Below are 23,934 nucleotides of genomic sequence, written 5' to 3'. Positions count from 1 at the left end.
TGGCGCTGAGCTTATCCGGCCTACAAAACAAGCCGTTATGCCTTTGTAGGCCGGATAAGGCGACCGCCGCCATCCGGCAATGCAGAACATGCGCTGAACCTGTAGGCCGGATAAGGCGCTAGCCGCCATCCGGCATTTTTACATCACCATTACTTCCACGCGGGCGCGACGGAATATCGCCCTGCCCCCATAAACGCCACCGCCAGCGCGCCAAGGAAGAAGTAGACAATACTTTCAATCGCCCACGCCCCGGTCACCTCCAGCGAACCGGTTTCGCCGATACCCACCATCAGCCAGGCGACAACCATGGTAAATGCCAGCACCAGCGCCGCCGGGCGGGTAAAAATACCGAGAATAATCAGCACCGGACAGAGCACTTCCCCCACCAGCACGCCGTAAGCGATAAACCCCGGCAGCCCTTTTGCCGCCAGCATCCCGGCTATGCCATCAATCCCGCCAATCAGCTTATGCACGCCGTGAAACAGCATCAGCCCGCCGACCGCGAGACGCAGCAGCACGCGCCCCAAATCCTCATGCGAAAACATCTTATTAACTGAATTTAACAATGATTTAACCATCTGAAAGTATTCCTGTTTTCGTTGTCTGACACCAACCTATGCCTGTTCATGGTCAAAATAAACCCCTGTTTCACTTATGGGTATAATATTCCCGCCTCGTTACCTGTTGATTGTCTAAGCTTGTAAGCGTGATCACAAAAAGGAGCCTCAATATGAAACAGACAGTGGCCGCGTATATCGCCAAAACCCTCGAACAGGCGGGCGTAAAACGGATTTGGGGCGTCACCGGCGACTCCCTCAACGGGCTGAGCGACAGCCTGAACCGCATGGGCACCATCGACTGGATGCCCACCCGCCATGAAGAGGTGGCCGCTTTTGCCGCAGGCGCCGAAGCGCAGGTATCGGGCGAACTTGCGGTGTGCGCAGGCTCCTGCGGGCCGGGCAACCTGCACCTGATCAACGGCCTGTTTGACTGCCAGCGCAACCGCGTGCCGGTGCTTGCCATCGCCGCGCATATTCCGTCGAGCGAAATCGGCAGCGGCTATTTTCAGGAGACGCATCCACAGGAGCTTTTCCGTGAATGCAGCCACTACTGCGAGCTGGTCTCCAACCCGGAACAGATCCCGCAAGTGCTGGCGATTGCCATGCGTAAAGCGATCCTCAACCGTGGCGTCTCCGTCGTGGTGCTGCCCGGCGATGTTGCCCTGCAGGCGGCACCGGAAAGCGCCAGCAGCCACTGGTATCGCGCCCCGCAGCCGGTGGTGGTTCCCGCCGAGGAGGAGCTGCAAAAGCTGGCGCAACTGCTGCGTTACTCCAGCAATGTCGCGCTGATGTGCGGCAGCGGCTGTGCCGGTGCGCATAAAGAGCTGCTGGCCTTCGCCGGTAAGCTGAACGCACCGATTGTTCACGCCCTGCGCGGCAAAGAGTACGTTGAGTATGACAACCCCTTTGATGTTGGCATGACCGGGCTGATCGGCTTCTCATCCGGCTTCCACGCCATGATGAACGCCGACACGCTGGTGCTGCTCGGCACCCAGTTCCCTTACCGCGCCTTCTACCCGAGTGATGCGAAGATCATCCAGATCGATATCAACCCGGCGAGCCTTGGCGCGCACAGTAAAGTCGATATGGCGCTGGTCGGCGATATCAAAGCGACGCTGGCGGCGCTGGTGCCACTACTGGAGCAGAAAACGGATCGCGCCTTCCTCGATAAAGCGCTGGAGAACTACCGCGATGCCCGCAAAGGGCTGGACGATCTGGCGAAGCCGAGCGACAAGGCGATCCACCCGCAATATCTGGCCCAGCGTATCAGTGATTTCGCCGATGATGACGCCATTTTCACCTGCGATGTCGGCACCCCGACCGTCTGGGCCGCGCGCTACCTGAAGATGAACGGCAGACGCCGGTTGATTGGCTCCTTTAACCACGGCTCAATGGCTAACGCCATGCCGCAGGCGATTGGCGCTCAGGCCACCTACCCGCAGCGCCAGGTGGTGGCGATGTGCGGGGATGGCGGTTTTAGCATGTTGATGGGCGATTTCCTCTCCGTGGCGCAGATGAAGCTGCCGCTGAAAATTGTCGTCTTTAACAACAGCGTGCTCGGCTTTGTGGCGATGGAGATGAAAGCGGGCGGCTATCTTACCGATGGCACCGAATTGCAGGCAACAAACTTTGCCCGCATCGCCGAAGCGTGCGGCATCACCGGCATTCGCGTAGAGAAATCCTCCGACGTTGACGAGGCGCTACAGCGTGCCTTCGCCATTGATGGCCCGGTACTGATTGACGTCACCGTCGCCAAGGAGGAGCTGGCCATGCCGCCGCAAATCAAGCTTGAGCAGGCGAAAGGCTTCAGCCTCTATATGCTGCGCGCGATCATTAACGGGCGCGGCGACGAGGTGGTTGAACTGGCGAAAACCAACTGGCTCAGGTAAAACAGAGGGCATTACCCATCGCAAGATAAGGAAATGCCGTGATTGATTTACGCAGTGACACCGTGACCCGACCTGGACGCGCCATGCTGGAGGCAATGATGGCCGCCCCGGTCGGGGATGATGTGTATGGCGATGACCCAACGGTTAACGAACTTCAGGCCTACGCCGCTGAACTGAGCGGCAAAGAGGCCGCCCTCTTTTTACCTACCGGCACACAAGCTAACCTGGTCGCCCTGCTCAGCCACTGCGAACGCGGCGAAGAGTACATCGTCGGCCAGGGCGCGCATAATTATCTCTACGAAGCGGGCGGTGCGGCGGTGCTCGGCAGTATTCAGCCCCAGCCGATTGATGCTGCCGCCGACGGCACGCTGCCGCTGGATAAGGTCGCGGCCAAAATCAAAGCTGACGATATCCACTTTGCCCGCACTAAACTGCTGAGCCTTGAAAACACCCATAACGGCAAAGTGCTGCCGCGCGACTACCTGCAACAGGCCTGGAATTTCACCCGCGAGCACGGGCTGGCGCTGCACATTGACGGCGCGCGCATCTTTAATGCGCTGGTGGAGTATGGCTGCGATTTGAAAGCGATCGCGCAATATTGCGACTCCTTCACCATCTGCCTCTCCAAAGGTCTCGGCACGCCGGTTGGCTCGCTGCTGGTCGGCGATAAAGCCTATATCGCCCGCGCTAACCGCTGGCGCAAGATGACTGGCGGCGGTATGCGCCAGGCGGGCTTTCTTGCCGCAGCCGGGCTCTATGCGCTGAAAAACAACGTTGAGCGGCTGAAAGAGGATCATGAGAACGCCGCCTGGCTGGCGACACAACTGCGCGAACTCGGCGTCGACGTGATGCGCCACGACACCAATATGGTGTTTATCCGCGTCGGGGATAACGCCCAGGCGCTGGGCGCGTTTATGCGCGAGCGCGGGGTGACGATCACCGCAGGCAGCGTGGTGCGGCTGGTGACGCATCTTGATGTCAGCCGCCAGCAGCTTGGCGAGGTGGTTCACCACTGGCAGGCCTTTTTGCAGCGCTAAGGAGAAAATGTGGCGCAGCGGATAGCAGTGCTCGGTGCCAGCGGCTATATCGGGCAGCGGCTGGTAACAGCCCTCAGTGAGCAGGGTCATCAGGTTAAAGCCGCGGCGCGGCGCTTAGGGCGGCTGCGAAAGCTGGCGCTGGCGAATGTCTCGCTGCATGAGATTGACCTCTTCTGGCCGCAGGCGCTGCCCGCGCTGCTGGAGGATGTCGATACCCTCTACTATCTGGTGCACAGCATGGGCGAGAGCGGCGACTTTGTCGCCCATGAGCGGCAGATCGCCCTTAATGTGCGCGATGCGCTACAGGGCTCCGGTGTGAAACAGGTGATCTACCTCAGCTCCCTGCAAGCGCACGAGGGAAGCGACTCCGATCATCTGCTGGCCCGCCAGTACACCGGCGATCTGCTGCGCGCCGCGGGCGTGCCGGTCACCGAGCTGCGCGCCGGGATCATTGTTGGTGCCGGTTCGGCGGCGTTTGAGGTGATGCGCGACATGGTCTTTAACCTGCCGGTGCTGACCCCACCGCGCTGGGTGCGCTCGCGCACTACCCCTATCGCGCTGGAAAATCTGCTGCACTACCTGCTTGAGTTGCTCAACCATCCGGCCAACACGCACCGGGTGTTTGAAGCCGCGGGGCCGGAGGTGCTCACCTATCAGCAGCAGTTTATCCGCTTTATGGCGGTGAGCGGCGTCAAGCGCCCCCTTATCCCGCTACCGCTGCCGACGCGGCTTATCTCGGTGTGGTTTTTACACCTCATCACCTCCGTGCCGCCCTCTATTGCGAAAGCGTTAATCCAGGGGCTGAAACATGACCTGCTGGCGGATGACCGCGCCCTGCGCGCGTTAATTCCGCAAACGCTGATCCCCTTTGATGAAGCGGTGCGCCGGACGCTCAAGGAGGAGGAGAAGCTGGTGAACTCCAGCGACTGGGGCTACGATCCGCAGGCTTTCTCCCGCTGGCGTCCGCAATATGGCTACTACCCGAAGCAGGCCGGTTTCAGCGTCACCACCCAGGCCAGCGCGCAGGCGTTATGGCAGGTGATCAACGGTATCGGCGGCAAAGAGCGCTACTTTTTTGGCAATCCTCTGTGGCAAACCCGCGCCGCGCTCGACAGGCTTATCGGCCATAAACTGGCGCACGGGCGGCCGCAACGCCCTTATTTGCAGGTTGGCGATGCAGTAGACAGCTGGAAGGTGATTATCGTTGAGCCGGAGCAGCAGCTTGCCCTGCTGTTTGGCATGAAAGCGCCGGGGCTTGGGCGGTTAGTTTTTACCGTGACGGATAAGGGTGATTGCCGGGTGCTGGATGTGCGCGCCTGGTGGCATCCGCACGGTATGCCGGGGCTTTTTTACTGGCTGCTGATGTTTCCGGCGCATCTGTTTATTTTTCGCGGTATGGCGCAACGTATCGCCAGCCTTGCGGAAAAAGGCAGTGAAAAAGTCTGAGCCCATCGCCTTTCTTTTAACAATCCCATTGCATCAGGACGTGATTCACGAAAGAATGCGCGCGATAAACGCTTAACACAGTGGATTGCTATGAAGGTTCTGGTCACGGGCGCAACCAGCGGTTTAGGCCGAAACGCGGTCGAATATCTGCGGCAAAAAGGCATTGCAGTCCGGGCGACGGGCCGCAACGAAGCGATGGGCAAGCTGCTCTGCAAGATGGGCGCTGAGTTTGTACCGGCGGATTTAACCCAGCTGGTCTCTTCGCAGGCGAAAGTGATGCTCGCGGGTATCGACACATTGTGGCACTGCTCGAGTTTTACCTCGCCCTGGGGTACTCAGGAAGCGTTTGATCTCGCCAACGTGCGCGCCACGCGCCGTCTCGGCGAATGGGCGGTTGCCTGGGGCGTGCGTAACTTTATCCATATCTCCTCGCCGTCGCTCTATTTCGACTATCACCACCACCGCGACATTGACGAAGCCTTCCGCCCGCGGCGTTTCGCCAACGAGTTTGCCCGCAGTAAAGCCGCCGGTGAGCAGGTTATCGATCTGCTGGCGCAGGCGAACCCGCAAACCCGCTTCACCATTTTGCGCCCGCAGAGCCTGTTTGGCCCGCACGATAAAGTCTTTATCCCGCGGCTGGCGCAGATGATGCAGCACTACCGCAGCGTGCTGCTGCCGCGCGGCGGGGATGCGCTGGTCGATATGACCTATTACGAAAATGCGGTGCATGCGATGTGGCTGGCGAGCCAGCCGGAATGCGACGCTCTTCCCTCCGGGCGCGCTTTTAATATCACCAACGGCGAACCGCGCTCGCTGCGCACCATTGTGCAGACACTGATCGATGAGCTGGGCATCGACTGCCGTATTCGCTCCGTGCCCTATACCATGCTGGATATGGTGGCCCGCAGTATGGAGCGCTTCGGCGACAAGCGCGCGAAAGAGCCCGCCTTTACGCACTATGGCGTCTCGAAGCTCAATTTTGATTTCACCCTGGATATCAAACGCGCGCAGCAGGAGTTGGGCTACACGCCGATTGTGACGCTCGATGAGGGCATCAGACGCACGGCGTTCTGGCTAAAAGATCACGGCAAGCTGCACCGCTAAGGGACTTAAAACGGCCCGGATCTGATCTCGGAAACCCGCTGGCCGTTTTTATTAATGTAAAACCACTCACCGCCGCCCAGCGCCATATGTTCTCCCTCGCGCTGCGGCTTGCAGCCGTTACAGACCAGCGCTTTACCCTCCTGAAACTGCCAGGCGTAATCAAACTGCGGCGCAATATGGTTGCGGAACGAATCGTCCCAGTAACCCACCTTGCCATTCTGCCGGGCGCGTACCAGCCCTTCGACAAACCAGTCCGGCCCGTTATCGAAATGCACTACCGGCAGGTAGCGATCCGGCGCGCGGACATAGTAATCGGCATCCGGCAGCCCGGCCTGGCGGGTGTAGTCATATAAGCCAACCCACGACATGCCATCCACAGCCTGGCTCTTTTCGAACAACTCCGGCAGAAACAGCAACTTGCCCTCCTGCAGGGTGGCGCAGTTAGCGAGGGTCTCGACGTTGTCCGTTTTTTTATCCCAGTAAGCACAGCTAAAGGGCGGTGTCGGCGCACTGTGGGCGGTAAAAGCCGCCATCAGCAGCGCGCCGGTAAGGATGCGTAAACCCATCTCCATTGACCTCGTCATAAGCCGGTCGGCAGAGATCACTCTGCCTGACCATATTTTTCCAGTAAAGCCTCGGCGATCGCTAAGCTTTCGGCGTCAGCTACGCCGTCCCACTTCGCCGGGCGAAAATGCATTTGAAATGCCATGATGACCCGCTTTTGTTGCAGCGGTGTCATATACGATTTGACGTCATACCCGTAACGCGCCAGCAGGTCGAGCAGTGCCGCGTTGCTGACCCGCGTGTACTCCGCGCGGCCATTGAGGTAAAAGGCCACCCGCGCCGGATCGGGCCATGCGCCAATCCCCTGCGCGGCTAGCACCTGCCAGGGAAACTGCGGGCCGGGATCGTCTTTGCGCTGCGGGGCGATGTCCGCATGCGCCACCACATTCTGCGGCGGGATGTTGTAACGCGCGACGATATCTTTTACCAGCGGAATCAACGCATTGATTTGTGCCTGCGCAAAAGGAACGAAGGTTTTGCCGCCCGACGTCTTCTGCCAGCCGCGGTTTTCCAGCTCAATGCCGATTGAAGTGTCGTTAATGCGCGTCGATCCACGCCAGAAGCTGGCCCCCGCATGCCACGCCAGTTTCTGCTCCGGCACCAGCTGCCAGATGCGCGGTTTACCCTTTTCTCGCGGCGGATTGGCCGGGATTAAGTAGTGCGAACTGACATCTTTGCCGAGCAGTGTAGTCAACGAGACATCAAAATCATCTGCCGTATAATGGATCACCAGCACCTTGATGCGGGGATAAGCCGCTTGCGCCTGATAACGGGTCACCAGTTGATAGCCAGGTTTCTCAATAACGCCTTTGTTGTCATCTTTTTTATCGCTGGCACAGCCTGCCAGTATCAGCGCCAGTAGCACTATTCCCCACGTTTTCATGCTTCTCCTTTTAACCATCAATGCGTTACCAGACACATTATGAGAGCAATACACTATTCTTGAAAGGTTGCGACTTCTGAACAGAAATAAGGAAATCATTATGCGCTATTCAGTTTTGACTCTTGTTATGCCGTGCGCGCTGCTGTTAAGCGCTTGTACCACCGTTGAGCCCGCTTTCAAAGATACCGGCGCACGCGTCGGTGCCTGTGTTGAAGGCGGCCCAGACAGTGTGGCACAGCAATTCTATGACTACCGCATTGAACATCCGGGCGCTAACTGGTCTTCGCTGCGTCCTTACCTGAGTGACGACCTGAGCAAAATGCTTACCGCCGCCAGCCGCGACGCGCGCAATAACGTGCTGCTGAAGGGCGACCCCTTCTCCAGCCGTAACCTGGCACCGGAGAAAGCGGATGTTGCCAGCGCCTCAACCATCCCCAACAGCGACGCGCGCAACATCCCGCTGCGCGTGACGTTGACCAAAGGCGATCAGCGCTGGCAGGACGAGGTGCTGATGATCCGCGAAGGCCAGTGCTGGGCGGTCGATGATGTGCGCTACCTCGGCGGCACGGTACATGCCCCGGCCGGCACGCTGCGCCAGTCGGTCGAGCACCGCTAAGTATTGACTAAACTCATCAATAACCCCCGTAAAATGTCTGGCATTCTGTGAGGAATGCCGACATTTATGCCTGGTTCCCACACCGACCAGTGATATGTGCTAACTTTATGTAGTAACTTGGTTTATTTTTAAGTTTTAACGCACAAATATTGCATAACTATTCTGTCAACGTTACTATTTGCGGCCTCAATTGCTATCAGACTGCTTCGATGAGTATTAAATTAAACAGCATCAATTGCTTCTACGGCGCACACCAGGCGCTGTTCGATATCACACTGGAGTGCCCGCAGGGTGAAACGCTGGTGCTGCTCGGCCCAAGCGGCGCGGGGAAAAGCTCGCTGCTGCGCGTGCTTAACCTGCTCGAAATGCCGCGCTCTGGCCAGTTGACCATCGCAGGCAATCATTTCGATTTCGCCAAAACCCCTTCTGATAGTGCGATTCGCGAATTGCGCCAGAATGTGGGCATGGTGTTTCAGCAATATAATCTTTGGCCGCATCTCACCGTGCAGCAGAACCTGATTGAAGCGCCGTGCCGCGTGCTCGGATTACGCAAAGATGAGGCGCTGGCGCGCGCCGAAAAGCTGCTCGAGCGTTTACGCCTGAAGCCCTACAGCGATCGCTATCCGCTGCACCTTTCCGGCGGCCAGCAGCAGCGCGTGGCAATTGCCCGCGCGCTGATGATGGAGCCGCAGGTGTTGCTGTTTGATGAGCCAACCGCCGCGCTCGATCCAGAGATCACCGCACAGATCGTCAGCATCATTCGCGAGCTGTCGCAAACCGGTATTACGCAAGTTATCGTGACCCACGAAGTGGAAGTGGCGCGCAAGACGGCCAGTCGCGTGGTGTATATGGAAAATGGTCACATTGTTGAGCAAGGGGATGCGGGCTGCTTTGCCGCGCCGCAGACCGACGCGTTTAAATACTACCTATCTCACTGAAGACTCGGGAATAATGACAATGAAAAAATTACTGATCGCCGCACTTGTTGCCAGCATCAGCCTTAGCGCTACAGCAGCCCAGACCATCCGTTTCGCCACCGAAGCGAGCTACCCTCCGTTTGAATCGACCGACGCCAATAACAAAATCGTCGGTTTCGATGTCGATCTGGCGAACGCCCTGTGTAAAGAGATCGACGCCACCTGTACCTTTACCAACCAGGCCTTTGACAGCCTGATCCCGAGCCTGAAATTCCGCCGCTTCGACGCGGTAATGGCCGGGATGGATATCACGCCGGAGCGTGAAAAACAGGTGCTGTTCACTACCCCGTATTACGACAACTCTGCGCTGTTCGTTGGCCAGAAGGGTAAATTCACCGGCATCGATCAGCTGAAAGGCAAGCGTGTCGGCGTGCAGAATGGCACCACGCACCAGAAATTCATTACCGATAAGCACCCGGAAATCACCACCGTGCCTTACGACAGCTACCAGAACGCGCGTCTGGATCTGCAAAATGGCCGTATCGATGCTGTCTTCGGCGACACTGCGGTAGTGACCGAGTGGCTGAAATCTGACGCTAAACTTGCGGCGGTCGGCGATAAAGTGACCGACAAAGATTACTTCGGCACCGGCCTCGGTATCGCGGTACGCCAGGGTAACACCGAGCTGCAGCAGAAATTTAACGCCGCGCTGGAAAAAGTGAAGAAAGATGGGACCTACCAGACCATCTACAGCAAATGGTTCCAGAAGTAATACTGAATGAATGAAATGTTTCCATTAGCAAGCGCCGCCGGGATGACCGTCGGCCTTGCCGTCTGCGCGCTGATCATCGGCCTGGTGCTGGCGATGATCTTTGCCGTCTGGGAGTCGGTCAAATGGCGACCGATTGCCTGGATCGGCACCGCGCTGGTGACGATTTTACGCGGCCTGCCAGAGATTCTGGTGGTGCTGTTTATCTATTTCGGCTCCTCACAGCTGCTGCTGTTGCTGTCGGACGGCTTTACCCTCAACCTCGGCGTTGTGCAGATCCCGGTACAGATGCAGATTGAGAATTTCGACGTCAGCCCGTTCCTTTGCGGCGTGATCGCCCTCTCCCTGCTCTACGCGGCTTATGCCTCGCAAACCCTGCGCGGTGCGTTAAAAGCGGTGCCTGAGGGTCAGCGCGAGTCGGGCCAGGCGCTGGGCTTGTCGAAAGGGGCGATCTTCTTTCGCCTGGTGATGCCGCAGATGTGGCGTCACGCGCTGCCGGGGCTCGGTAATCAGTGGCTGGTGCTGCTGAAAGATACCGCGCTGGTGTCGCTGATAAGCGTTAACGATCTGATGCTGCAAACAAAAAGTATCGCCACCCGCACCCAGGAGCCGTTTACCTGGTATATCGTGGCGGCGGCGATCTACCTGGTGATCACCCTGCTCAGCCAGTGGGTGCTGAAACGCATCGATCTGCGCGCGACTCGCTTTGAACGGAGGCCGGGATAATGCTTGAGTTTATGCCCGAGCTGTTCAAGGGGCTGCACACCAGCCTGACGCTGACGGTGGCCTCGCTGATTGTCGCGCTGGTGCTTTCACTGCTCTTCACCATCGTGCTGACGCTGAAAACGCCGGTGCTGACGCAGATTGTCCGCGCCTATATCACGCTCTTTACCGGCACGCCGCTGCTGGTGCAGATCTTCCTGATTTACTACGGGCCGGGGCAGTTCCCCTCTTTGCAGAACTATCCGGCAATCTGGCGTCTGCTCTCTGAACCGTGGCTCTGTGCGCTCATTGCACTGTCGCTTAACAGCGCGGCTTATACCACGCAGCTCTTCTACGGTGCTATTCGCGCCATCCCGGATGGGCAGTGGCAATCCTGCGGCGCGCTTGGGATGAGTAAGAAAGATACGCTGGCGATCCTGCTGCCCTACGCGTTTAAACGTGCCCTCTCCTCCTACTCGAACGAAGTGGTGCTGGTATTTAAAAGTACGTCGCTGGCCTACACCATTACATTGATGGAAGTGATGGGTCACGGGCAGCTGCTGTATGGACGCACCTACGATGTGACGGTGTTTGGCGCAGCCGGTTTAATCTATCTGGTGGTAAACGGCCTGCTGACGCTGATGATGCGCCTGATTGAGCGCAAAGCGCTGGCGTTTGAGCGGCGCAACTAAACTGCATAGGTAATCTGTAGAGGCGAGCTAATGACCCCATTACTCGCCTTTATTTTTACCGCCAATAAAATAAATAAGCATTATAGTTGCATATAAATTCATACACTGGCATTGTTAATCCCATGCCTCCGGGTAACAACAATAAGATAGACAGACAGGAGTTTACTCATGAAAAAAATGATACTGGCCGCCCTTCTCGCTACCGTTTCCGCAGGGAGCTTTGCGGCCGATAAGATCAGCTTCGGCGTGTCGGCGACCTATCCCCCGTTTGAATCCCTGGATGCGGGCAATAAGATTGTCGGCTTCGATATCGACCTGGCGAACGCGCTCTGCAAACAGATGCAGGCCAACTGCACCTTTACCAATCACGCCTTCGACAGCCTGATCCCGGCGCTGAAATTTAAGAAGTATGACGCGGTGATCTCCGGGATGGACATTACCCCTGAGCGTAGCAAACAGGTGGCGTTTACCGACCCCTATTACGCCAACTCCGCGCTGGTGATTGCCAAAAAAGATGCCTTTAAATCCTTCGACGATCTGAAAGGCAAACGCATCGGTATGGAAAATGGCACCACCCATCAGAAATATTTGCAGGATAAGCACCCGGAAGTGACCACCGTGGCATATGACAGCTACCAGAACGCGATTATCGACCTGAAAAATGGCCGTATCGACGGGGTGTTTGGTGATACCGCGGTGGTAAATGAGTGGCTGAAAACCAACCCGCAGCTGGGTGTGGCGGCGCCAAAAGTGACCGACCCGCAATATTTCGGCACCGGTCTTGGCATCGCTGTGCGCCCGGATAACAAAGCGCTGCTGGAGAAGCTGAACGCTGCGCTGAAAGCGATTAAAGCCGACGGCACCTACCAGAAAATCAGCGATCAGTGGTTCCCGCAGTAAGCCGTTCTTTGTAGGCCGGATAAGGCGCCAGCCGCCATCCGGCAATTAACTCGGCACCAATGCCTGATGGCGCTGCGCTTATCAGACCTACGGACTTCTAAGCCGTTGGTCTGATTCTTTCGTAGGCCGGATAAGGCGTAAGCCGCCATCCGGCAATTAACTCGGCACAAATGCCTGATGGCGCTGCGCTTATCAGGCCTACAGGTTTGGCTTATCGGGCCTACGGGTTTTACGTTTAACGCCGTGCGCCCGAGGTGGCGATCGGCGTTTCGACGCGCTCCATCGCTATCGGGATGCTTTTATACGCCGGGATGCCGCTTTTGGTGTCGTGGCTGTCCAGCGGCACCAGAATATTGGCCTCCGGGTAATAGGCCCCAACCGAGCCGGGTGCCATATCGATCACCACAACCGTCAGGTTATCCATCCGTCGCGAGGTGGGATTCCCCTCGGGATCGAGCGCCACCACATTCACCTGATCGCCGACGCGCAGCTCGCGTCGCTCCGCCTCATCGGCATTGATAAACAACACATCCCGTCGCCCGGTCACACCGCGATAACGATCATTCAGCCCGTAAAGGGTGGTGTTGTACTGATCGTGGCTACGCAAAGTGGTGAGCACCAGGTCATGGCACTTGAGCGAGCGTGGATCCTCATTAATCCCCTGCATCACTTTAAACTCGGCAAAGCCCGACGGTGTGTTCCACTCCCGCTCCGAGGCAGCGTTACGCAGGCGGAAGCCGCCCGGTTGTTTGACCCGTTCATTAAAATTAGCAAACGCCGGGAAGACCGCTTCGATGGCGTCGCGAATATTGCTGTAGTCGTTAATCATCCGGTCCCAGTTCACCACCGTCTGCGGCAGCGTCGCTTTGGCAAGAGCCGCCACCAGCGCGGGCTCCGACTTCAGGTGCGGTGAAGCAGGGTTCAACGATCCACGCGAAGCGTGCACCATCGACATTGAATCCTCCACCGTCACGCTCTGCGCCCCGGATGCCTGCTCATCGGTTTCGGTCCGCCCAATCACCGGGAAGAGGTAGTTGTGTTTGCCGAGCAGCAGATGGGAACGGTTCAGTTTGGTCGCCATATGCACCACCAGATCGAGCTTGCGCATCGCCGGGAAGGTGACTTGCGGATCGGAGATCGCTTCAGCCAGATTACCGCCCAGGCAGAGCAGCGCATTCACTTTGCCGTCGCGCATCGCCTGAATGGCAGCCACCGCGCCGTGCCCATGCTCACGCGGTGGTTTAAAACCAAACACCCGTTCGAGGTTATCGAGAAACTCGGCAGAGGGAATTTCAGTGATGCCAACGGTGCGGTCGCCCTGCACATTGGAGTGGCCGCGCAGTGGGCAGATGCCCGCCCCTTTCTTACCAATATTGCCGCGCAGCAGTAGCAGGTTGGCAATCTGTTGCACGTTTTGCGTGCCGTACTGATGCTGGGTGATGCCCATGCCGTAGCAGATAATGGTGCGCTCAGAGTCGGCGTAAAGCCGGGCGATATTCTGGATCTCCTCGCGCTCCATACCGGAGACTTTCAGGATATGGTCCCAGTCGGTGGCGTCGAGATCGGCTTTCAGCTCCGCAAAACCCTGCGTGTGCTGGCGGATAAACACCTCATCGATTACGCCCGGTTCACCGTTCGCCAGCGCCTGCTCGTGCATCGACAGCAGGATCTTCATCACCCCTTTCAGCATCGCCGCATCACCGCCGACGCGCACTTTGTAGTAGGTCGAGGCGAGTTTGGTTGAGCTAAGGGCCAGCATCTCTATCGGGCTTTGCGGTGAGGTAAAGCGCTCAAGGCCGCGCTCGCGCAGCGGGTTGATGGCGACAATGGTCGCGCCGCGTTTTGAGACCTCCCGCAGCGTACCGAGCATGCGCGGATGGTTAGTGCCAGGGTTGTGGCCGATGCAGAGCACCAGGTCGCAGTGGTCAAAATCCTCCAGTTCGACGGTGCCTTTACCGACGCCAATCGACTCTGGCAGCCCGACGCTGGTCGGCTCATGACACATATTCGAGCAGTCGGGGAAGTTGTTGGTGCCATATTCGCGGGCAAAGAGTTGCCAGAGAAACGCCGCTTCGTTGGAGGCACGACCGGAGGTGTAAAACTCCACGCTATTTGGGTCATCATAGCTTTGCAGCAGCGCGCCAATCTCCTGAAATGCAGTCTCCCACTCAATCGCCTGATAGGTGTCGCTCTCAGCGTCATATTTCATCGGGTGGGTTAAGCGCCCCTCGCCTTCCAGCTCAAAAGCGTTGCGCTGCCACAGCTCGCTAACGGTGTGCGCGGCGAAGAACTCCGGCGTCGCGCGTTTGCTGGTCGCCTCCCAGGAGACGGCTTTGGCACCGTTTTCACAAAACTCAAATGAGGAGGTGTGCTGCGGATCTGGCCACGCGCAGCCGGGGCAGTCAAAGCCCTGCGGCTGGTTTACTTTAAATAGCGCAATCACATCCTGCTTAACGGACATCTGCCCACGCAGCGCATCGGCCACCGCTTTTAACGCGCCCCAGCCGCCCGCCGAGCCGCCGTATGGCGCGATCCCTACCGTTGATTGTTTCTGCTCTTTCATATTGCCCCACACTGTTCGCGTCGCTTTTGGCTTAAGCCTGGTACAAAAAACGCGCCTGTGGGGCAAAAAAATCAGTATTTCGTCGCGCCAAATGGCTTTTAAGCGGAAGAATTAACGCCTGATAAGCAGGGTAAGTACTTCGTAATGGGCAGTATGGGGAAACATATCAAACAGTTGCACGCGCGCGACGCGGTAATCCGCAAGCGCGGCAACATCCTTCGCCATCGTCTGCGCATTACAGCTGGAGTAGATGATCCACGGCGGCGCCATGCGGCTCAGGTAGTCACACAGCTCTGCGCCAATGCCGCGGCGCGGCGGGTTGACCAGCACCAGATCCGGCACCGACTCTTGCGCAGTGGCAAAACGGGTTGAATCGAGTGCCTGGAAGTGAAGATTGTGCAGCCCCAGCGCCTCGGCGGATTGCGTCGCACAGGCGATCGCTTCCGGCGCGATCTCAATCCCGGTCAGCTTCATCTCGGGCGTGGCACAGTGCAGGCCAAAACCGCCGACGCCGCAGAAGAGATCCCACATATGGTTGACCGGAAGTTGGCGCACCCAGTCTCGCGCCGTGGCGTAGAGCTGGCTGGCGACCGCCGGGTTGGTCTGGAAAAAACTCTGCGGGCGGATAGCGAGCGGCACACCGTTGAAATTCTCCGCCAGCGCCTGCTGGTCGGTAAGAAAGATCTCCCTCTCCCCTTCCATGATCGCCATATGCACCGGCTGTATATTTACCGAAATCACCTTCAGCTGCGGCAATTGCGCCTGTAACGCTGGCAGCGCGGCGCGCAGCTGCTCAACTTTCGCCTCTGAGCGCAGCACAAAGCGCAGCATCATGCCGCCGTCGAGCAGGCTTTCGGTCAATAAGAGGTATTTCAGTTCACCGCGTTTGCGCGCCACGTTATAGGGCGTTAACCCGGCGCGGGCGATAAAGGGTTTCAGGGCGGCAAACACCGGGGCGAAGGTCTCCGGGTAGAGCGGGCAGGCGGTGAGATCTTCCGGCGTCCCGTCGCGGTGCAGCATGCCGAGCAGCGGTTTTTCAACGCTGCCGCTGACCACCATTTTGGCTTTATTACGAAAGCCCTGCTCCGGGCCGCGCACCGGCTCGCACCATGACTCCACCGCAAAGGGGGCGAGCAATGCGCGAAGATGATCCATCTTGGCGGAGAGTTGCAACGGGAGCGGCTGGTCGATCCACTCACAGGAGCGGCAGCGACCGGCGTCGAAGAGAGCGCACTGCATAGATAAAGCCTTTCAATTTGCGGGGGCGGGATTGTACCACCGTTATTGCAGGCGGAAAAAGCGTCGGCTCGGCGTCGGCACAAAGAGCAGGAACAGCACCAGCAGATCGGGGAGTTTTTGCATCATCAGGGAGTGGAAGATCTCCCGGCGCGAACTGCCGGCGATGCTGAAGAGTTCCGGATAGCCATAGCCCAGTGACGCGGCCCACAGGTAGGCGGTCGAGGTGAGTTGCGTTACCAGATAGAGCCAGCGCGCCCAGCGCCGCCCTCTTATCACCGAGAAGGCGCAGAGGATCTCGACAAAGACCAGCATCAGGCTGCCAAGGAAAATCAGCGTCAGGCTCCAGGTCTGGGCGCTGCGGTGCACGAAGTCGAGCAGCCCGCGCCAGCCGAGCAGGTTCATGATCATCAGCACGTCGACACAGCGAATGGTAATGATGGCGATAGCCGCCACCTGAACCAGCGCCGGTATATTTGGCGTCGCGTGGTGCGTGGTTTTGTTGAAGAACCCCAATTCCATGATTTCCCTGTGAAAAATGCCGCGCAAGCGCGGCATCAACGACACAATTTCCAGATTCTAATGAGTTCAGCCCTGTCTTGCACGCTGGATATCACGCTGGCGCTGTTTTTCCGCTCTTGCCATCAGGAACCAGGCGATCAGACCGACAATCCCCACCACGCCGAGAATAATCGAAGCCAGCGCGTTGATCTCCGGGTTAACCCCCATGCGCACGCTGGAGAAGACCAGCATCGGCAGCGTAGTGGCACCAGGACCGGAAACAAAACTGGCGATCACCAGGTCATCCAGTGACAGGGTAAAGGCCAGCAGCCAGCCGGAGACAATCGCCGGCATGATCATCGGCAGCGTAATCACAAAGAAGACCTTCAGCGGCGTTGCGCCAAGATCCATCGCCGCCTCTTCAATCGAGCGATCCAGCTCGCGCAGCCGCGAGGAGATCACCACCGCCACATAAGCGGTACAGAAAGTAACGTGCGCCAGCCAGATGGTGAGCATGCCGCGATCCGCTGGCCAGCCGATGGCGTGTGCCAGCGCCACAAACAGCAGCAGCAGCGACAGGCCGGTGATCACATCCGGCATTACCAGCGGCGCGGTGATCATAAAGGCGAAACCGTTCGCGCCGCGAAAGCGCCCAAAGCGCACCATTACTACCGCCGCAATGGTGCCTAAAATCACCGCCATCGTCGCCGCGCAGGCGGCAATCGTCAGGCTTAAGCCCACCGCGCTCATCATCGCGTCATCGTGGAACAACTCGCTATACCAGCGCGTTGACCACCCTGCCCACACCGTCACCAGCTTCGAGCTGTTAAAAGAGTAGACCACCAGCATCAACATGGGGGCATAAAGGAAGGTGAAACCTATCACCAGGATAAGGATGCGCCAGGGCGAACGCACTACCGGTAAATTGCTCATGCCTTCTCCCCCGTCTGTTTCTGCTGATGCTTGTGGAACCACATGATCGGCACAATCAACAGCAGCAGCATGATTACCGCCACCGCCGAGGCCACCGGCCAGTCGCGGTTATTAAAGAACTCCTGCCACAGCACGCGGCCAATCATAATGCTGTCCGGCCCGCCGAGCAGCTCTGGGATCACGAACTCGCCGACCGCCGGAATAAACACCAGCATCGAACCGGCGATAATTCCCCCTTTGGTCAGCGGCACAATCACGCTGAAGAAGGTTTTCAGCGGACGCGCACCAAGATCGAGGGAAGCTTCCACCAGCGAGTAGTCAATACGTGTCAGCGCGGTGTAGATCGGCAGCACCATAAAGGGCAGATAGGCATAGACAATGCCGATATAGACCGCGAGATTGGTGTGCAGAATAGTCAGCGGCTGATCGATAACCCCCAGCCAGAGCAGAAAGTTGTTCAGCACGCCGTTGTTTTTCAGGATCCCCATCCAGGCGTAAACGCGGATCAGAAACGAGGTCCACGACGGCAGAATCACCAGTAGCAGCAGGATATTGCGCGTCGACGGCTTACTGTGCGCCACTGCCCACGCCAGCGGATAGCCGAGCAGCAGACAGCAGATGGTCGAGATGCCCGCTACCTGCAACGACTGTAAATAAGCCTCGATATAGAGCGGATCGTCGGTCAGTTGCAGGAAGTTGCCGAGATTAAGCGTAATCGTCAGCTGCCCGTCGGCCCACTCCAGCAGATCCGTATAGGGCGGGATTTGACGCGCCATCTCCGCAAGGCTGATTTTGAAGACGATCAAAAACGGCAGCAGAAACAGCAGCGTCAGCCAGATATAGGGCAGCGCAATCACCAGCTTGCGCCCATGGCGCATTTGCAGGCGCGCCAGCCACAGCTTTACACCGCCCGGTTTTGTTACGCGGGCCGGTGGCTCAAGTGTACTCATCGCAGCTCCTTAAACCGTCAGAACCACACAACTGTCGGCATCCCAGCAGAGACGTACTTCATCGCCCCATGTTGGCGCGCCTTTGCGGTAGCGATGCGCGTTTTGCAGCTGGGCGCTGATCATCTGCCCGCTCTGCAACCGCACGTGATAAATAGAGAGATCGCCAAGGTAGGCGATATGCACAACTTCGCCGACGGCAAAGTTGTAGCCATCGGCTGGCGGATCGTCGCACAGCATGATCTTCTCCGGGCGCAGCGCCACGTAGACCGGCACGTTATCCACCACCGAGGCATCGGGGTCGACTTTCAGCGGATGCACCAGCCCCGGCGACTCAATTACCAGACCATCTTCCTGACGATCCTTCAGCAACCCTTCGAAGACATTGACCGAGCCGATAAACTCGGCGCTATAACGGGTAGTCGGATGCTCGTAAATCTCTTCCGGCTCGCCAATCTGCACAAATTTGCCGCGGTTCATAATGGCGATACGCCCGGCCATGGTCATCGCCTCCTCCTGATCGTGGGTCACCATTACGCAGGTGACGCCGACGCGTTCAAGAATATCGACCACTTCCAGCTGCATACGGTCGCGCAGCTTTTTATCCAGCGCCCCCATCGGTTCATCTAGCAGCAGCAGTTTCGGCCGCTTGGCGAGGCTGCGCGCCAGCGCCACGCGCTGACGCTGTCCGCCAGAGAGCTGGTGCGGCTTGCGTTTGGCAAACTCACTCATGTGTACCAGGTGCAGCATTTCGGCGACGCGGCTGGCGATCTCCGCTTTCGGCAGCTTGTCCTGCTTGAGGCCAAAAGCGATATTCTGCTCAACGGTCATGTGCGGGAAGAGCGCGTAGGACTGGAACATCATATTGATCGGGCGCAGGTAGGGCGGCACGTGGGCGAGGTCGACGCCGTCGAGCATAATCTGCCCGTGGGTCGGCTGCTCAAAGCCTGCCAGCATGCGCAGCAGCGTCGATTTACCGCAGCCCGATGCGCCGAGCAGGGCAAAGATTTCGCCTTTATAGATAGTCAGGCTGACATCATCCACGGCGTGCTGGCCGTCGAAGGATTTGGTCAGGTTACGGATCTCCAGCAGCGGCGTCAGAACCTTGCGGCTCTTCGCCTGCGGGCGGGGAATAGCGTCATTCACTACGGTGCTCTCCGGCATAAGCATCACCCTGCTTCAACAGGTTGTCATACAGATGACGGGACAGCAGGTGCGCCCGCTGTCCCGTTTTGGGGCGGCTGCACCGGCGCGGTGCAGCGCTTTCACCAGTCAGGTGATTGATTTATTTGCCGCTTTTGACTTTTGTCCAGGCGCGGGTACGTACGCGGTCGATTTTCGGCTCCTGCACTTTCAGCGTGAAGAGTTTGGCGAAGACATCCGGCGGCGGGAAGATGGCCGGGTTGTTACGCACCTCTTCGCTGATCAGCGGTACAGAAGCTTTGTTGCCGTTCGCGTAGTAGACGTGGTCACTGATGTGCGCCATCACGTCGGGACGCATCAGGTAGTTAAGGAACTGGTAGGCTTCATCGGTATTTTTGGCATCTTTCGGCATGGCGAAGACGTCAAAGAAGGCCAGCGCCCCTTCCTTCGGAATGATGTAGTTGATGTTAACGCCGTTCTTCGCCTCTTTCGCACGGTTAGCCGCCTGCCAGACGTCGCCTGCCCAGCCGATAGCCACGCAGATATCGCCGTTAGCGAGATCGTTAATGTATTGCGAAGAGTGGAAGTAGCGGATATTCGGACGCAGCTTCAGCAGCAGATCCGTCGCCGGGCCGGTGTAATCATCCGCTTTGGTGCTGTTGGGATCTTTGCCGAGGTAGTTCAGCACGGTGGCGAAAATCTCTTCCGGCGCATCAAGGAAGGAGACGCCGCAGCTCTTCAGCTTCTCAAGATTTTCCGGCTTCAGCACGACATCCCAGCTATCGATCGGCACATCTTTGCCGAGCACCGCTTTGACTTTATCGACGTTGTAGCCAATACCGGTGGTCGCCCACAGGTAGGGGAAAGCGTATTTGTTATCCGGGTCGTGTTTCGCGACCATCTTCAACACTTCCGGATCGAGGTTTTTCCAGTTCGGCAGCTTGCTCTTATCGAGCGGCTGGAAGACCCCCGCCGAGAGCTGGCGCTCAAGGAAACTGGCGGACGGCACGACGAGATCGAACCCGGTGCTGCCGGCCATTAATTTGCCTTCCAGCACTTCGTTGGAGTCGAAGACGTCGTAAACCACTTTAATGCCGGTCTCTTTCTCAAAATTTGCGACGGTGTCCGGCGCAATATAGTCAGACCAGTTGTACACATGCAGCGTCTTTTGCCCGGCGGCGAGCGTGCCGGCAGAGAGAGCCATTAACGCACCCGCAACAACACCCGATACCCATTTTTTTCTTGAGGCACTCATATCTCATTCCTTCTGGAAAGCTCGTTAAGCTACGAACTAAATCTACGCTTTCTGGGATATGCAAGATTCATGCATAGTTTGTCACTCTGCTCTGCGCCGAAGAGTAAAATCGCTCCGGCAGACGCCGCATGCTTTTAAAGCAGCGCAAGAATAACTGTAGCCAGGGTTTGAGGCTATAGGGCAGATAAAAAACCGCCTTTTATCAATTTTTTATGCAATAAGTCTCTATGGGATAAGCCAGAAGGCGAGGAATGATGGTGAATCATTCTTTAAAGAAAGGTTAAAAGCAGAATAAAAAATGTGGCAGCGCAACCCCCGTGGTAGTGGCTGCGCTAATCGATGCGGGAATCAGTGGAGAAAATTGTTCGGTTCTTCGTCGCCGGCCAGCAGATCCTCTTCGCCCGGCGTGAAAAGCAGCTGGTGCGCATTAGCTTCCATAATCACCATCGAGACCTGCTCTTCGCTCTGGCGCATAAACCACGCGAACTGCTCAAAGGCGATGCCGGGGCCGATGCTGAGCGTCTGACACACCACCAGCTTCGGCAGATTATCATCCTGCATATCGAGGAAGGCTTTGACCGTCAGCGAGCTGGCGTTGATCGCCGAAAGATCCGCCGCCAGCGCCAGCAGCGCAGAGGGTTTTACTTCCGCCATGGCGGTAAAAAGCAGAACATCATTGACCAGGTCGACTTTCGCATCGAACACGCCGTCAAAATTCTGCATATGTGGCAGGTGCAGCGCCTGGCAGGTATCGCACTCAAAGAAGTTAATGCTGAGTTGATCAAGCCATTGACGAAGCGTGTCCAGACCGGGGACGACCAGTGAATCCATAGAAAACGTGCTCTGTTGGGGAAAAAATTGCCCATAGCTTACGCAAAAAGCCGTGGGCGCACCATGCTCAGGCAGGAAAATCCTCTTAGCCGCCGGTTTTCAGGCAGAATCCCGGCATCGCCTGGCGCTCGATCCAGTGGATCATTCGCCCGGCAATATCCAGCCCGGTGGCTTTTTCGATCCCTTCAAGCCCCGGTGAGGCGTTGACTTCCATCACCAGCGGGCCGCGGTTGGCACGCAAAATATCGACCCCGGCGACATCCAGCCCCAGCGTCTGCGCCGCTGCCAGGGCGATCTCCCGCTCGCGCGGCGTGATCTCGACCACCGTCGCCTGCCCGCCGCGGTGCAAATTGGAGCGGAAATCCCCCGCTTTCGCCCGCCGCTCAATTGCTGCCACCACTTCGTTGCCGATCACCAGGCAGCGGATGTCGCACCCTTTCGCTTCCGCAATAAACTCCTGCACCAGAATATGGGCGTTGAGGCCGCGAAAGGCGTCAATCACGCTCTCTGCTGCCTGGCGGGTCTCCGCCAGCACCACGCCGATCCCCTGAGTTCCTTCCACCAGCTTCACCACCAGCGGCGCGCCGCCGACCATATCGATCAGATCGCTGGTGTCATCGGGCGAATGGGCAATGCCGGTAACCGGCAGATCGATCCCCTGGCGCGCCAGCAGTTGCAGGGAGCGCAGCTTGTCGCGCGCGCGGGTGATGGCAACGGATTCGTTGAGCGGATAGCTGCCGAGGATCTCAAACTGGCGCAGCGCGGCGGTGCCATAAAAGGTGATGGCCGAGCCGATACGCGGGATCACCGCGTCATAATGGGGAAGCTGACGGCCTTTGTAGTGAATTGAGGAGGCGGCCGGGGTGATGTTCATATAACAGGAGAGCGGATCGAGTATCTCAATCTGGTGCCCGCGCTGCACAGCGGCTTCACGCAGGCGTTTACAGGAGTAAAGCGTTCCATCCCGGGATAATACGGCTATTTTCACCCTGCACCTCGCGCAGAAGACCAGTTAAAAGCCTGCGTATCATACACGCAGCGCGGGGCAGGATGAACGGGTATTAGCGCGTTGCCCAGCCCTGTTTATGCAAATAGTCGAGAATAAACGGACGGCTCTCTTTAATGATGGTGCGACGGATATGATCGCTCCAGTTATCGCGGCGCTTATTGCTGTCGCGCGTCATATAGTAGTGCTCCAGCTCCGCGTCATACTCCGCCAGTTTCTTTTCATCGAGCGGCTGGTAGTGGTTTTCATGCACCAGCATCGAAGCCGGCATACGCGGTTTGATATCCGGGTTATCGGCAGGCCAGCCGAGGCAGAGACCAAACAGCGGCAGCACCTGCTTCGGAATACGCAGCAGTTCGCCGACCGCTTCGATATTGTTACGGATACCACCAATATAGACGCCGCCCAGCCCGAGCGACTCCGCGGCGGTAAAGGCGTTTTGCCCCATGATTGCCGTATCGACCACGCCAAGCAGCAGTTGCTCCGCGAGACCCGGTTTTGCTTCCGGGCAGATCTCAAAGTTGCGGTGGAAATCGGCGCAGAAGATCCAGAACTCGGCCGCCTGCGCGATATGCGGTTGTCCGCCCGCTAACGTCACCAGCTGCTCGCGCATGGCCGGATCGGTGATGCGGATAATGGAGCTGCACTGCAAAAAGCTGGAGGTCGATGCCGCCTGTGCGCTGGCGATAATCGCCTCGCGCTGTGCGTCCGTAATAGGCTCATCGGTAAAGTGGCGAATGGAACGATGGGCGCACAGCAATTCAATAGTAGGTGTCATGTTGAATAATCCCCCAGTTAAACAAGTCGTTCAGTATAGGCTAAGCCGCTGCGCTCGTTGTAAGCGGAAGTTGCGGAGAACCTATCAGATGCGCCGTCGCGCGCGCGCAATCCGGTAAACGAAATCGCAGCCAAGGCCGCCGAGAGCGCACCAGAACATGGCGCTAAAGAGCCAGGCCACCTCCTGCCAGAAGGTGCGTACCGGGGTGAATAAAATGTGAATCAAAATATAACAAAGGGGTGCGGCGAGCAGCGCGCCCACCAGCGGCACGATGGCGCGGCGTCTACGGGAGACCAGACCGCCGAGGATGCCTGGCAGGGTAAAGAGCAGCAAACCGGTCGCCGGATCGCCAGGCGCGGGCAGTTTGCCCTGCATATTCATCACCAGAGAGAGGCAAATTGCGATAAAAAGGAGACCACAGCAGATAACGCCGAACCAACTACGCCTGTTCTTCAAACACGCCTCCTGACTTTTTCTCTATCGACGTTTACACCGTTTTAAAGAATGTCGGACGGATAAAGCGTTGCGGCAATTATTGCCTGAATGGCACCCGTGCAAACAGACGATTGTCACTAGCCGTTGTTATGCAATGAGATTAAACTAACGGCCAGTTTATGTTTTGTGCGGGGTGTCTGGTGTTGCACGGCTTTAATTTATCCGCC

24 protein-coding genes are annotated in these 23,934 nt (G+C 57.7%); 10 read left to right on the top strand and 14 right to left on the bottom strand.

Features of this window, described 5'->3' with window-relative positions; translation table 11 throughout:
* Window positions 1-149 precede the first annotated feature (149 nt).
* Window positions 150-578: a DoxX family protein gene (locus tag BWI95_RS13265; protein WP_076769628.1), complete on the bottom strand. Its 429-nt coding sequence runs from the start codon at window positions 576-578 to the stop codon at window positions 150-152.
* A gap of 152 nt (window positions 579-730) precedes the next feature.
* On the opposite strand from BWI95_RS13265, the gene poxB reads away from it, so the two are divergent.
* The 4 genes from poxB (at window position 731) to BWI95_RS13245 (ending at window position 6,036) form a co-directional block, all read left to right on the top strand.
* The gene (poxB, locus tag BWI95_RS13260) at window positions 731-2,449 is read left to right on the top strand and encodes a ubiquinone-dependent pyruvate dehydrogenase (protein ID WP_076769627.1); all 1,719 of its coding nucleotides are present in this window, start codon (window positions 731-733) and stop codon (window positions 2,447-2,449) included.
* A gap of 38 nt (window positions 2,450-2,487) precedes the next feature.
* The gene (ltaE, locus tag BWI95_RS13255; RefSeq protein ID WP_054804031.1) at window positions 2,488-3,486 is read left to right on the top strand and encodes a low-specificity L-threonine aldolase; all 999 of its coding nucleotides are present in this window, start codon (window positions 2,488-2,490) and stop codon (window positions 3,484-3,486) included.
* Window positions 3,487-3,495: 9 nt separating this feature from the next.
* The gene (locus tag BWI95_RS13250) at window positions 3,496-4,932 is read left to right on the top strand and encodes a DUF2867 domain-containing protein (protein WP_076769626.1); all 1,437 of its coding nucleotides are present in this window, start codon (window positions 3,496-3,498) and stop codon (window positions 4,930-4,932) included.
* A gap of 90 nt (window positions 4,933-5,022) precedes the next feature.
* Window positions 5,023-6,036 (top strand): NAD-dependent epimerase/dehydratase family protein, encoded by a 1,014-nt coding sequence (locus BWI95_RS13245; protein WP_054804032.1) that lies wholly within the window; start codon window positions 5,023-5,025, stop codon window positions 6,034-6,036.
* 5 nt (window positions 6,037-6,041) lie between these two features.
* Here BWI95_RS13245 and BWI95_RS13240 read toward each other — a convergent pair whose 3' ends face one another.
* Both BWI95_RS13240 and BWI95_RS13235 read right to left on the bottom strand, forming a co-directional pair.
* Window positions 6,042-6,602, bottom strand: a complete 561-nt coding sequence (locus tag BWI95_RS13240) for a WG repeat-containing protein (protein WP_232374356.1) — start codon at window positions 6,600-6,602, stop codon at window positions 6,042-6,044.
* A 35-nt stretch (window positions 6,603-6,637) separates the two neighbouring features.
* On the bottom strand, window positions 6,638-7,483 hold the full coding sequence (locus BWI95_RS13235) for an N-acetylmuramoyl-L-alanine amidase (RefSeq protein WP_076769624.1): 846 nt from the start codon (window positions 7,481-7,483) through the stop codon (window positions 6,638-6,640).
* A gap of 100 nt (window positions 7,484-7,583) precedes the next feature.
* Between BWI95_RS13235 and BWI95_RS13230 the strand changes: the two genes are divergently transcribed.
* The 6 genes from BWI95_RS13230 (at window position 7,584) to artJ (ending at window position 12,079) form a co-directional block, all read left to right on the top strand.
* Entirely contained in the window at window positions 7,584-8,099 is a 516-nt protein-coding gene (locus BWI95_RS13230; protein WP_054804033.1) for a lipoprotein, read from the top strand.
* Between the two features lie 209 nt (window positions 8,100-8,308).
* Complete coding sequence (gene artP, locus BWI95_RS13225; protein WP_054804034.1) at window positions 8,309-9,037, top strand: arginine ABC transporter ATP-binding protein ArtP; 729 nt, start codon at window positions 8,309-8,311, stop codon at window positions 9,035-9,037.
* A gap of 19 nt (window positions 9,038-9,056) precedes the next feature.
* Window positions 9,057-9,788: an arginine ABC transporter substrate-binding protein ArtI gene (artI, locus tag BWI95_RS13220; protein ID WP_023481785.1), complete on the top strand. Its 732-nt coding sequence runs from the start codon at window positions 9,057-9,059 to the stop codon at window positions 9,786-9,788.
* Window positions 9,789-9,794: 6 nt separating this feature from the next.
* Window positions 9,795-10,511 (top strand): arginine ABC transporter permease ArtQ, encoded by a 717-nt coding sequence (gene artQ / locus BWI95_RS13215; protein WP_023481425.1) that lies wholly within the window; start codon window positions 9,795-9,797, stop codon window positions 10,509-10,511.
* Window positions 10,511-11,179, top strand: coding sequence for an arginine ABC transporter permease ArtM (gene artM / locus BWI95_RS13210; RefSeq protein WP_023481628.1), 669 nt, complete (start codon window positions 10,511-10,513; stop codon window positions 11,177-11,179). The genes artQ and artM overlap by 1 nt, the downstream gene beginning before the upstream one ends.
* Window positions 11,180-11,347: 168 nt before the next feature.
* The gene (gene artJ / locus BWI95_RS13205; protein WP_076769623.1) at window positions 11,348-12,079 is read left to right on the top strand and encodes an arginine ABC transporter substrate-binding protein ArtJ; all 732 of its coding nucleotides are present in this window, start codon (window positions 11,348-11,350) and stop codon (window positions 12,077-12,079) included.
* 235 nt (window positions 12,080-12,314) lie between these two features.
* On the opposite strand, the gene BWI95_RS13200 is transcribed toward artJ, so the two are convergent.
* The 11 genes from BWI95_RS13200 to ybjM form a co-directional block, all read right to left on the bottom strand.
* Window positions 12,315-14,642: an FdhF/YdeP family oxidoreductase gene (locus BWI95_RS13200; protein ID WP_076769622.1), complete on the bottom strand. Its 2,328-nt coding sequence runs from the start codon at window positions 14,640-14,642 to the stop codon at window positions 12,315-12,317.
* Between the two features lie 111 nt (window positions 14,643-14,753).
* The gene (gene rlmC, locus BWI95_RS13195) at window positions 14,754-15,881 is read right to left on the bottom strand and encodes a 23S rRNA (uracil(747)-C(5))-methyltransferase RlmC (RefSeq protein ID WP_054804036.1); all 1,128 of its coding nucleotides are present in this window, start codon (window positions 15,879-15,881) and stop codon (window positions 14,754-14,756) included.
* Window positions 15,882-15,923: 42 nt separating this feature from the next.
* Window positions 15,924-16,400 (bottom strand): YbjO family protein, encoded by a 477-nt coding sequence (locus BWI95_RS13190; RefSeq protein WP_054804046.1) that lies wholly within the window; start codon window positions 16,398-16,400, stop codon window positions 15,924-15,926.
* Window positions 16,401-16,466: 66 nt separating this feature from the next.
* Entirely contained in the window at window positions 16,467-17,312 is an 846-nt protein-coding gene (gene potI / locus BWI95_RS13185; protein WP_023481845.1) for a putrescine ABC transporter permease PotI, read from the bottom strand.
* Window positions 17,309-18,262 carry a putrescine ABC transporter permease PotH gene (gene potH, locus BWI95_RS13180; protein ID WP_023481728.1) on the bottom strand — a complete coding sequence of 318 codons (954 nt, stop codon included), beginning with the start codon at window positions 18,260-18,262 and terminating at the stop codon, window positions 17,309-17,311. The genes potI and potH overlap by 4 nt, the downstream gene beginning before the upstream one ends.
* 9 nt (window positions 18,263-18,271) lie before the next feature.
* Window positions 18,272-19,405, bottom strand: coding sequence for a putrescine ABC transporter ATP-binding subunit PotG (gene potG / locus BWI95_RS13175; protein WP_023481693.1), 1,134 nt, complete (start codon window positions 19,403-19,405; stop codon window positions 18,272-18,274).
* Between the two features lie 139 nt (window positions 19,406-19,544).
* Complete coding sequence (gene potF, locus BWI95_RS13170; protein ID WP_076769621.1) at window positions 19,545-20,657, bottom strand: spermidine/putrescine ABC transporter substrate-binding protein PotF; 1,113 nt, start codon at window positions 20,655-20,657, stop codon at window positions 19,545-19,547.
* A 348-nt stretch (window positions 20,658-21,005) separates the two neighbouring features.
* Entirely contained in the window at window positions 21,006-21,488 is a 483-nt protein-coding gene (locus BWI95_RS13165) for a type III secretion system chaperone family protein (protein ID WP_054804038.1), read from the bottom strand.
* A gap of 85 nt (window positions 21,489-21,573) precedes the next feature.
* Window positions 21,574-22,476, bottom strand: a complete 903-nt coding sequence (gene rimK, locus BWI95_RS13160) for a 30S ribosomal protein S6--L-glutamate ligase (RefSeq protein ID WP_054804039.1) — start codon at window positions 22,474-22,476, stop codon at window positions 21,574-21,576.
* A 73-nt stretch (window positions 22,477-22,549) separates the two neighbouring features.
* Complete coding sequence (gene nfsA / locus BWI95_RS13155; protein WP_023481527.1) at window positions 22,550-23,272, bottom strand: oxygen-insensitive NADPH nitroreductase; 723 nt, start codon at window positions 23,270-23,272, stop codon at window positions 22,550-22,552.
* A gap of 84 nt (window positions 23,273-23,356) precedes the next feature.
* A complete protein-coding gene (gene ybjM, locus BWI95_RS13150; RefSeq protein ID WP_054804040.1) occupies window positions 23,357-23,728 on the bottom strand; it encodes an inner membrane protein YbjM in 372 nt (123 codons plus the stop codon).
* Between the last annotated feature and the right edge of the window lie 206 nt (window positions 23,729-23,934).

It is taken from the genome of Kosakonia cowanii JCM 10956 = DSM 18146, from assembly GCF_001975225.1.
Taxonomy (GTDB): Bacteria; Pseudomonadota; Gammaproteobacteria; order Enterobacterales; family Enterobacteriaceae; genus Kosakonia; species Kosakonia cowanii.
The sequence above is the reverse complement of the archived record's forward strand: the minus strand, read 5'-3'. Positions and strand labels throughout refer to the sequence as shown.

What these genes read in the sequence shown, in the direction of transcription:
- BWI95_RS13245 (WP_054804032.1), top strand. Translation starts at nt 5,023, where the DNA reads ATGAAGGTTCTGGTCACGGGCGCAACCAGCGGTTTAGGCCGAAACGCG.
- artJ (WP_076769623.1), top strand. Translation starts at nt 11,348, where the DNA reads ATGAAAAAAATGATACTGGCCGCCCTTCTCGCTACCGTTTCCGCAGGG.
- artP (WP_054804034.1), top strand. Translation starts at nt 8,309, where the DNA reads ATGAGTATTAAATTAAACAGCATCAATTGCTTCTACGGCGCACACCAG.
- BWI95_RS13235 (WP_076769624.1), bottom strand. Translation starts at nt 7,483, where the DNA reads ATGAAAACGTGGGGAATAGTGCTACTGGCGCTGATACTGGCAGGCTGT.
- BWI95_RS13230 (WP_054804033.1), top strand. Translation starts at nt 7,584, where the DNA reads ATGCGCTATTCAGTTTTGACTCTTGTTATGCCGTGCGCGCTGCTGTTA.
- artI (WP_023481785.1), top strand. Translation starts at nt 9,057, where the DNA reads ATGAAAAAATTACTGATCGCCGCACTTGTTGCCAGCATCAGCCTTAGC.
- artQ (WP_023481425.1), top strand. Translation starts at nt 9,795, where the DNA reads ATGAATGAAATGTTTCCATTAGCAAGCGCCGCCGGGATGACCGTCGGC.
- potI (WP_023481845.1), bottom strand. Translation starts at nt 17,312, where the DNA reads ATGAGCAATTTACCGGTAGTGCGTTCGCCCTGGCGCATCCTTATCCTG.
- nfsA (WP_023481527.1), bottom strand. Translation starts at nt 23,272, where the DNA reads ATGACACCTACTATTGAATTGCTGTGCGCCCATCGTTCCATTCGCCAC.
- rlmC (WP_054804036.1), bottom strand. Translation starts at nt 15,881, where the DNA reads ATGCAGTGCGCTCTCTTCGACGCCGGTCGCTGCCGCTCCTGTGAGTGG.
- BWI95_RS13165 (WP_054804038.1), bottom strand. Translation starts at nt 21,488, where the DNA reads ATGGATTCACTGGTCGTCCCCGGTCTGGACACGCTTCGTCAATGGCTT.
- BWI95_RS13240 (WP_232374356.1), bottom strand. Translation starts at nt 6,602, where the DNA reads ATGGGTTTACGCATCCTTACCGGCGCGCTGCTGATGGCGGCTTTTACC.
- artM (WP_023481628.1), top strand. Translation starts at nt 10,511, where the DNA reads ATGCTTGAGTTTATGCCCGAGCTGTTCAAGGGGCTGCACACCAGCCTG.
- potH (WP_023481728.1), bottom strand. Translation starts at nt 18,262, where the DNA reads ATGAGTACACTTGAGCCACCGGCCCGCGTAACAAAACCGGGCGGTGTA.
- potF (WP_076769621.1), bottom strand. Translation starts at nt 20,657, where the DNA reads ATGAGTGCCTCAAGAAAAAAATGGGTATCGGGTGTTGTTGCGGGTGCG.
- BWI95_RS13200 (WP_076769622.1), bottom strand. Translation starts at nt 14,642, where the DNA reads ATGAAAGAGCAGAAACAATCAACGGTAGGGATCGCGCCATACGGCGGC.
- BWI95_RS13265 (WP_076769628.1), bottom strand. Translation starts at nt 578, where the DNA reads ATGGTTAAATCATTGTTAAATTCAGTTAATAAGATGTTTTCGCATGAG.
- BWI95_RS13190 (WP_054804046.1), bottom strand. Translation starts at nt 16,400, where the DNA reads ATGGAATTGGGGTTCTTCAACAAAACCACGCACCACGCGACGCCAAAT.
- poxB (WP_076769627.1), top strand. Translation starts at nt 731, where the DNA reads ATGAAACAGACAGTGGCCGCGTATATCGCCAAAACCCTCGAACAGGCG.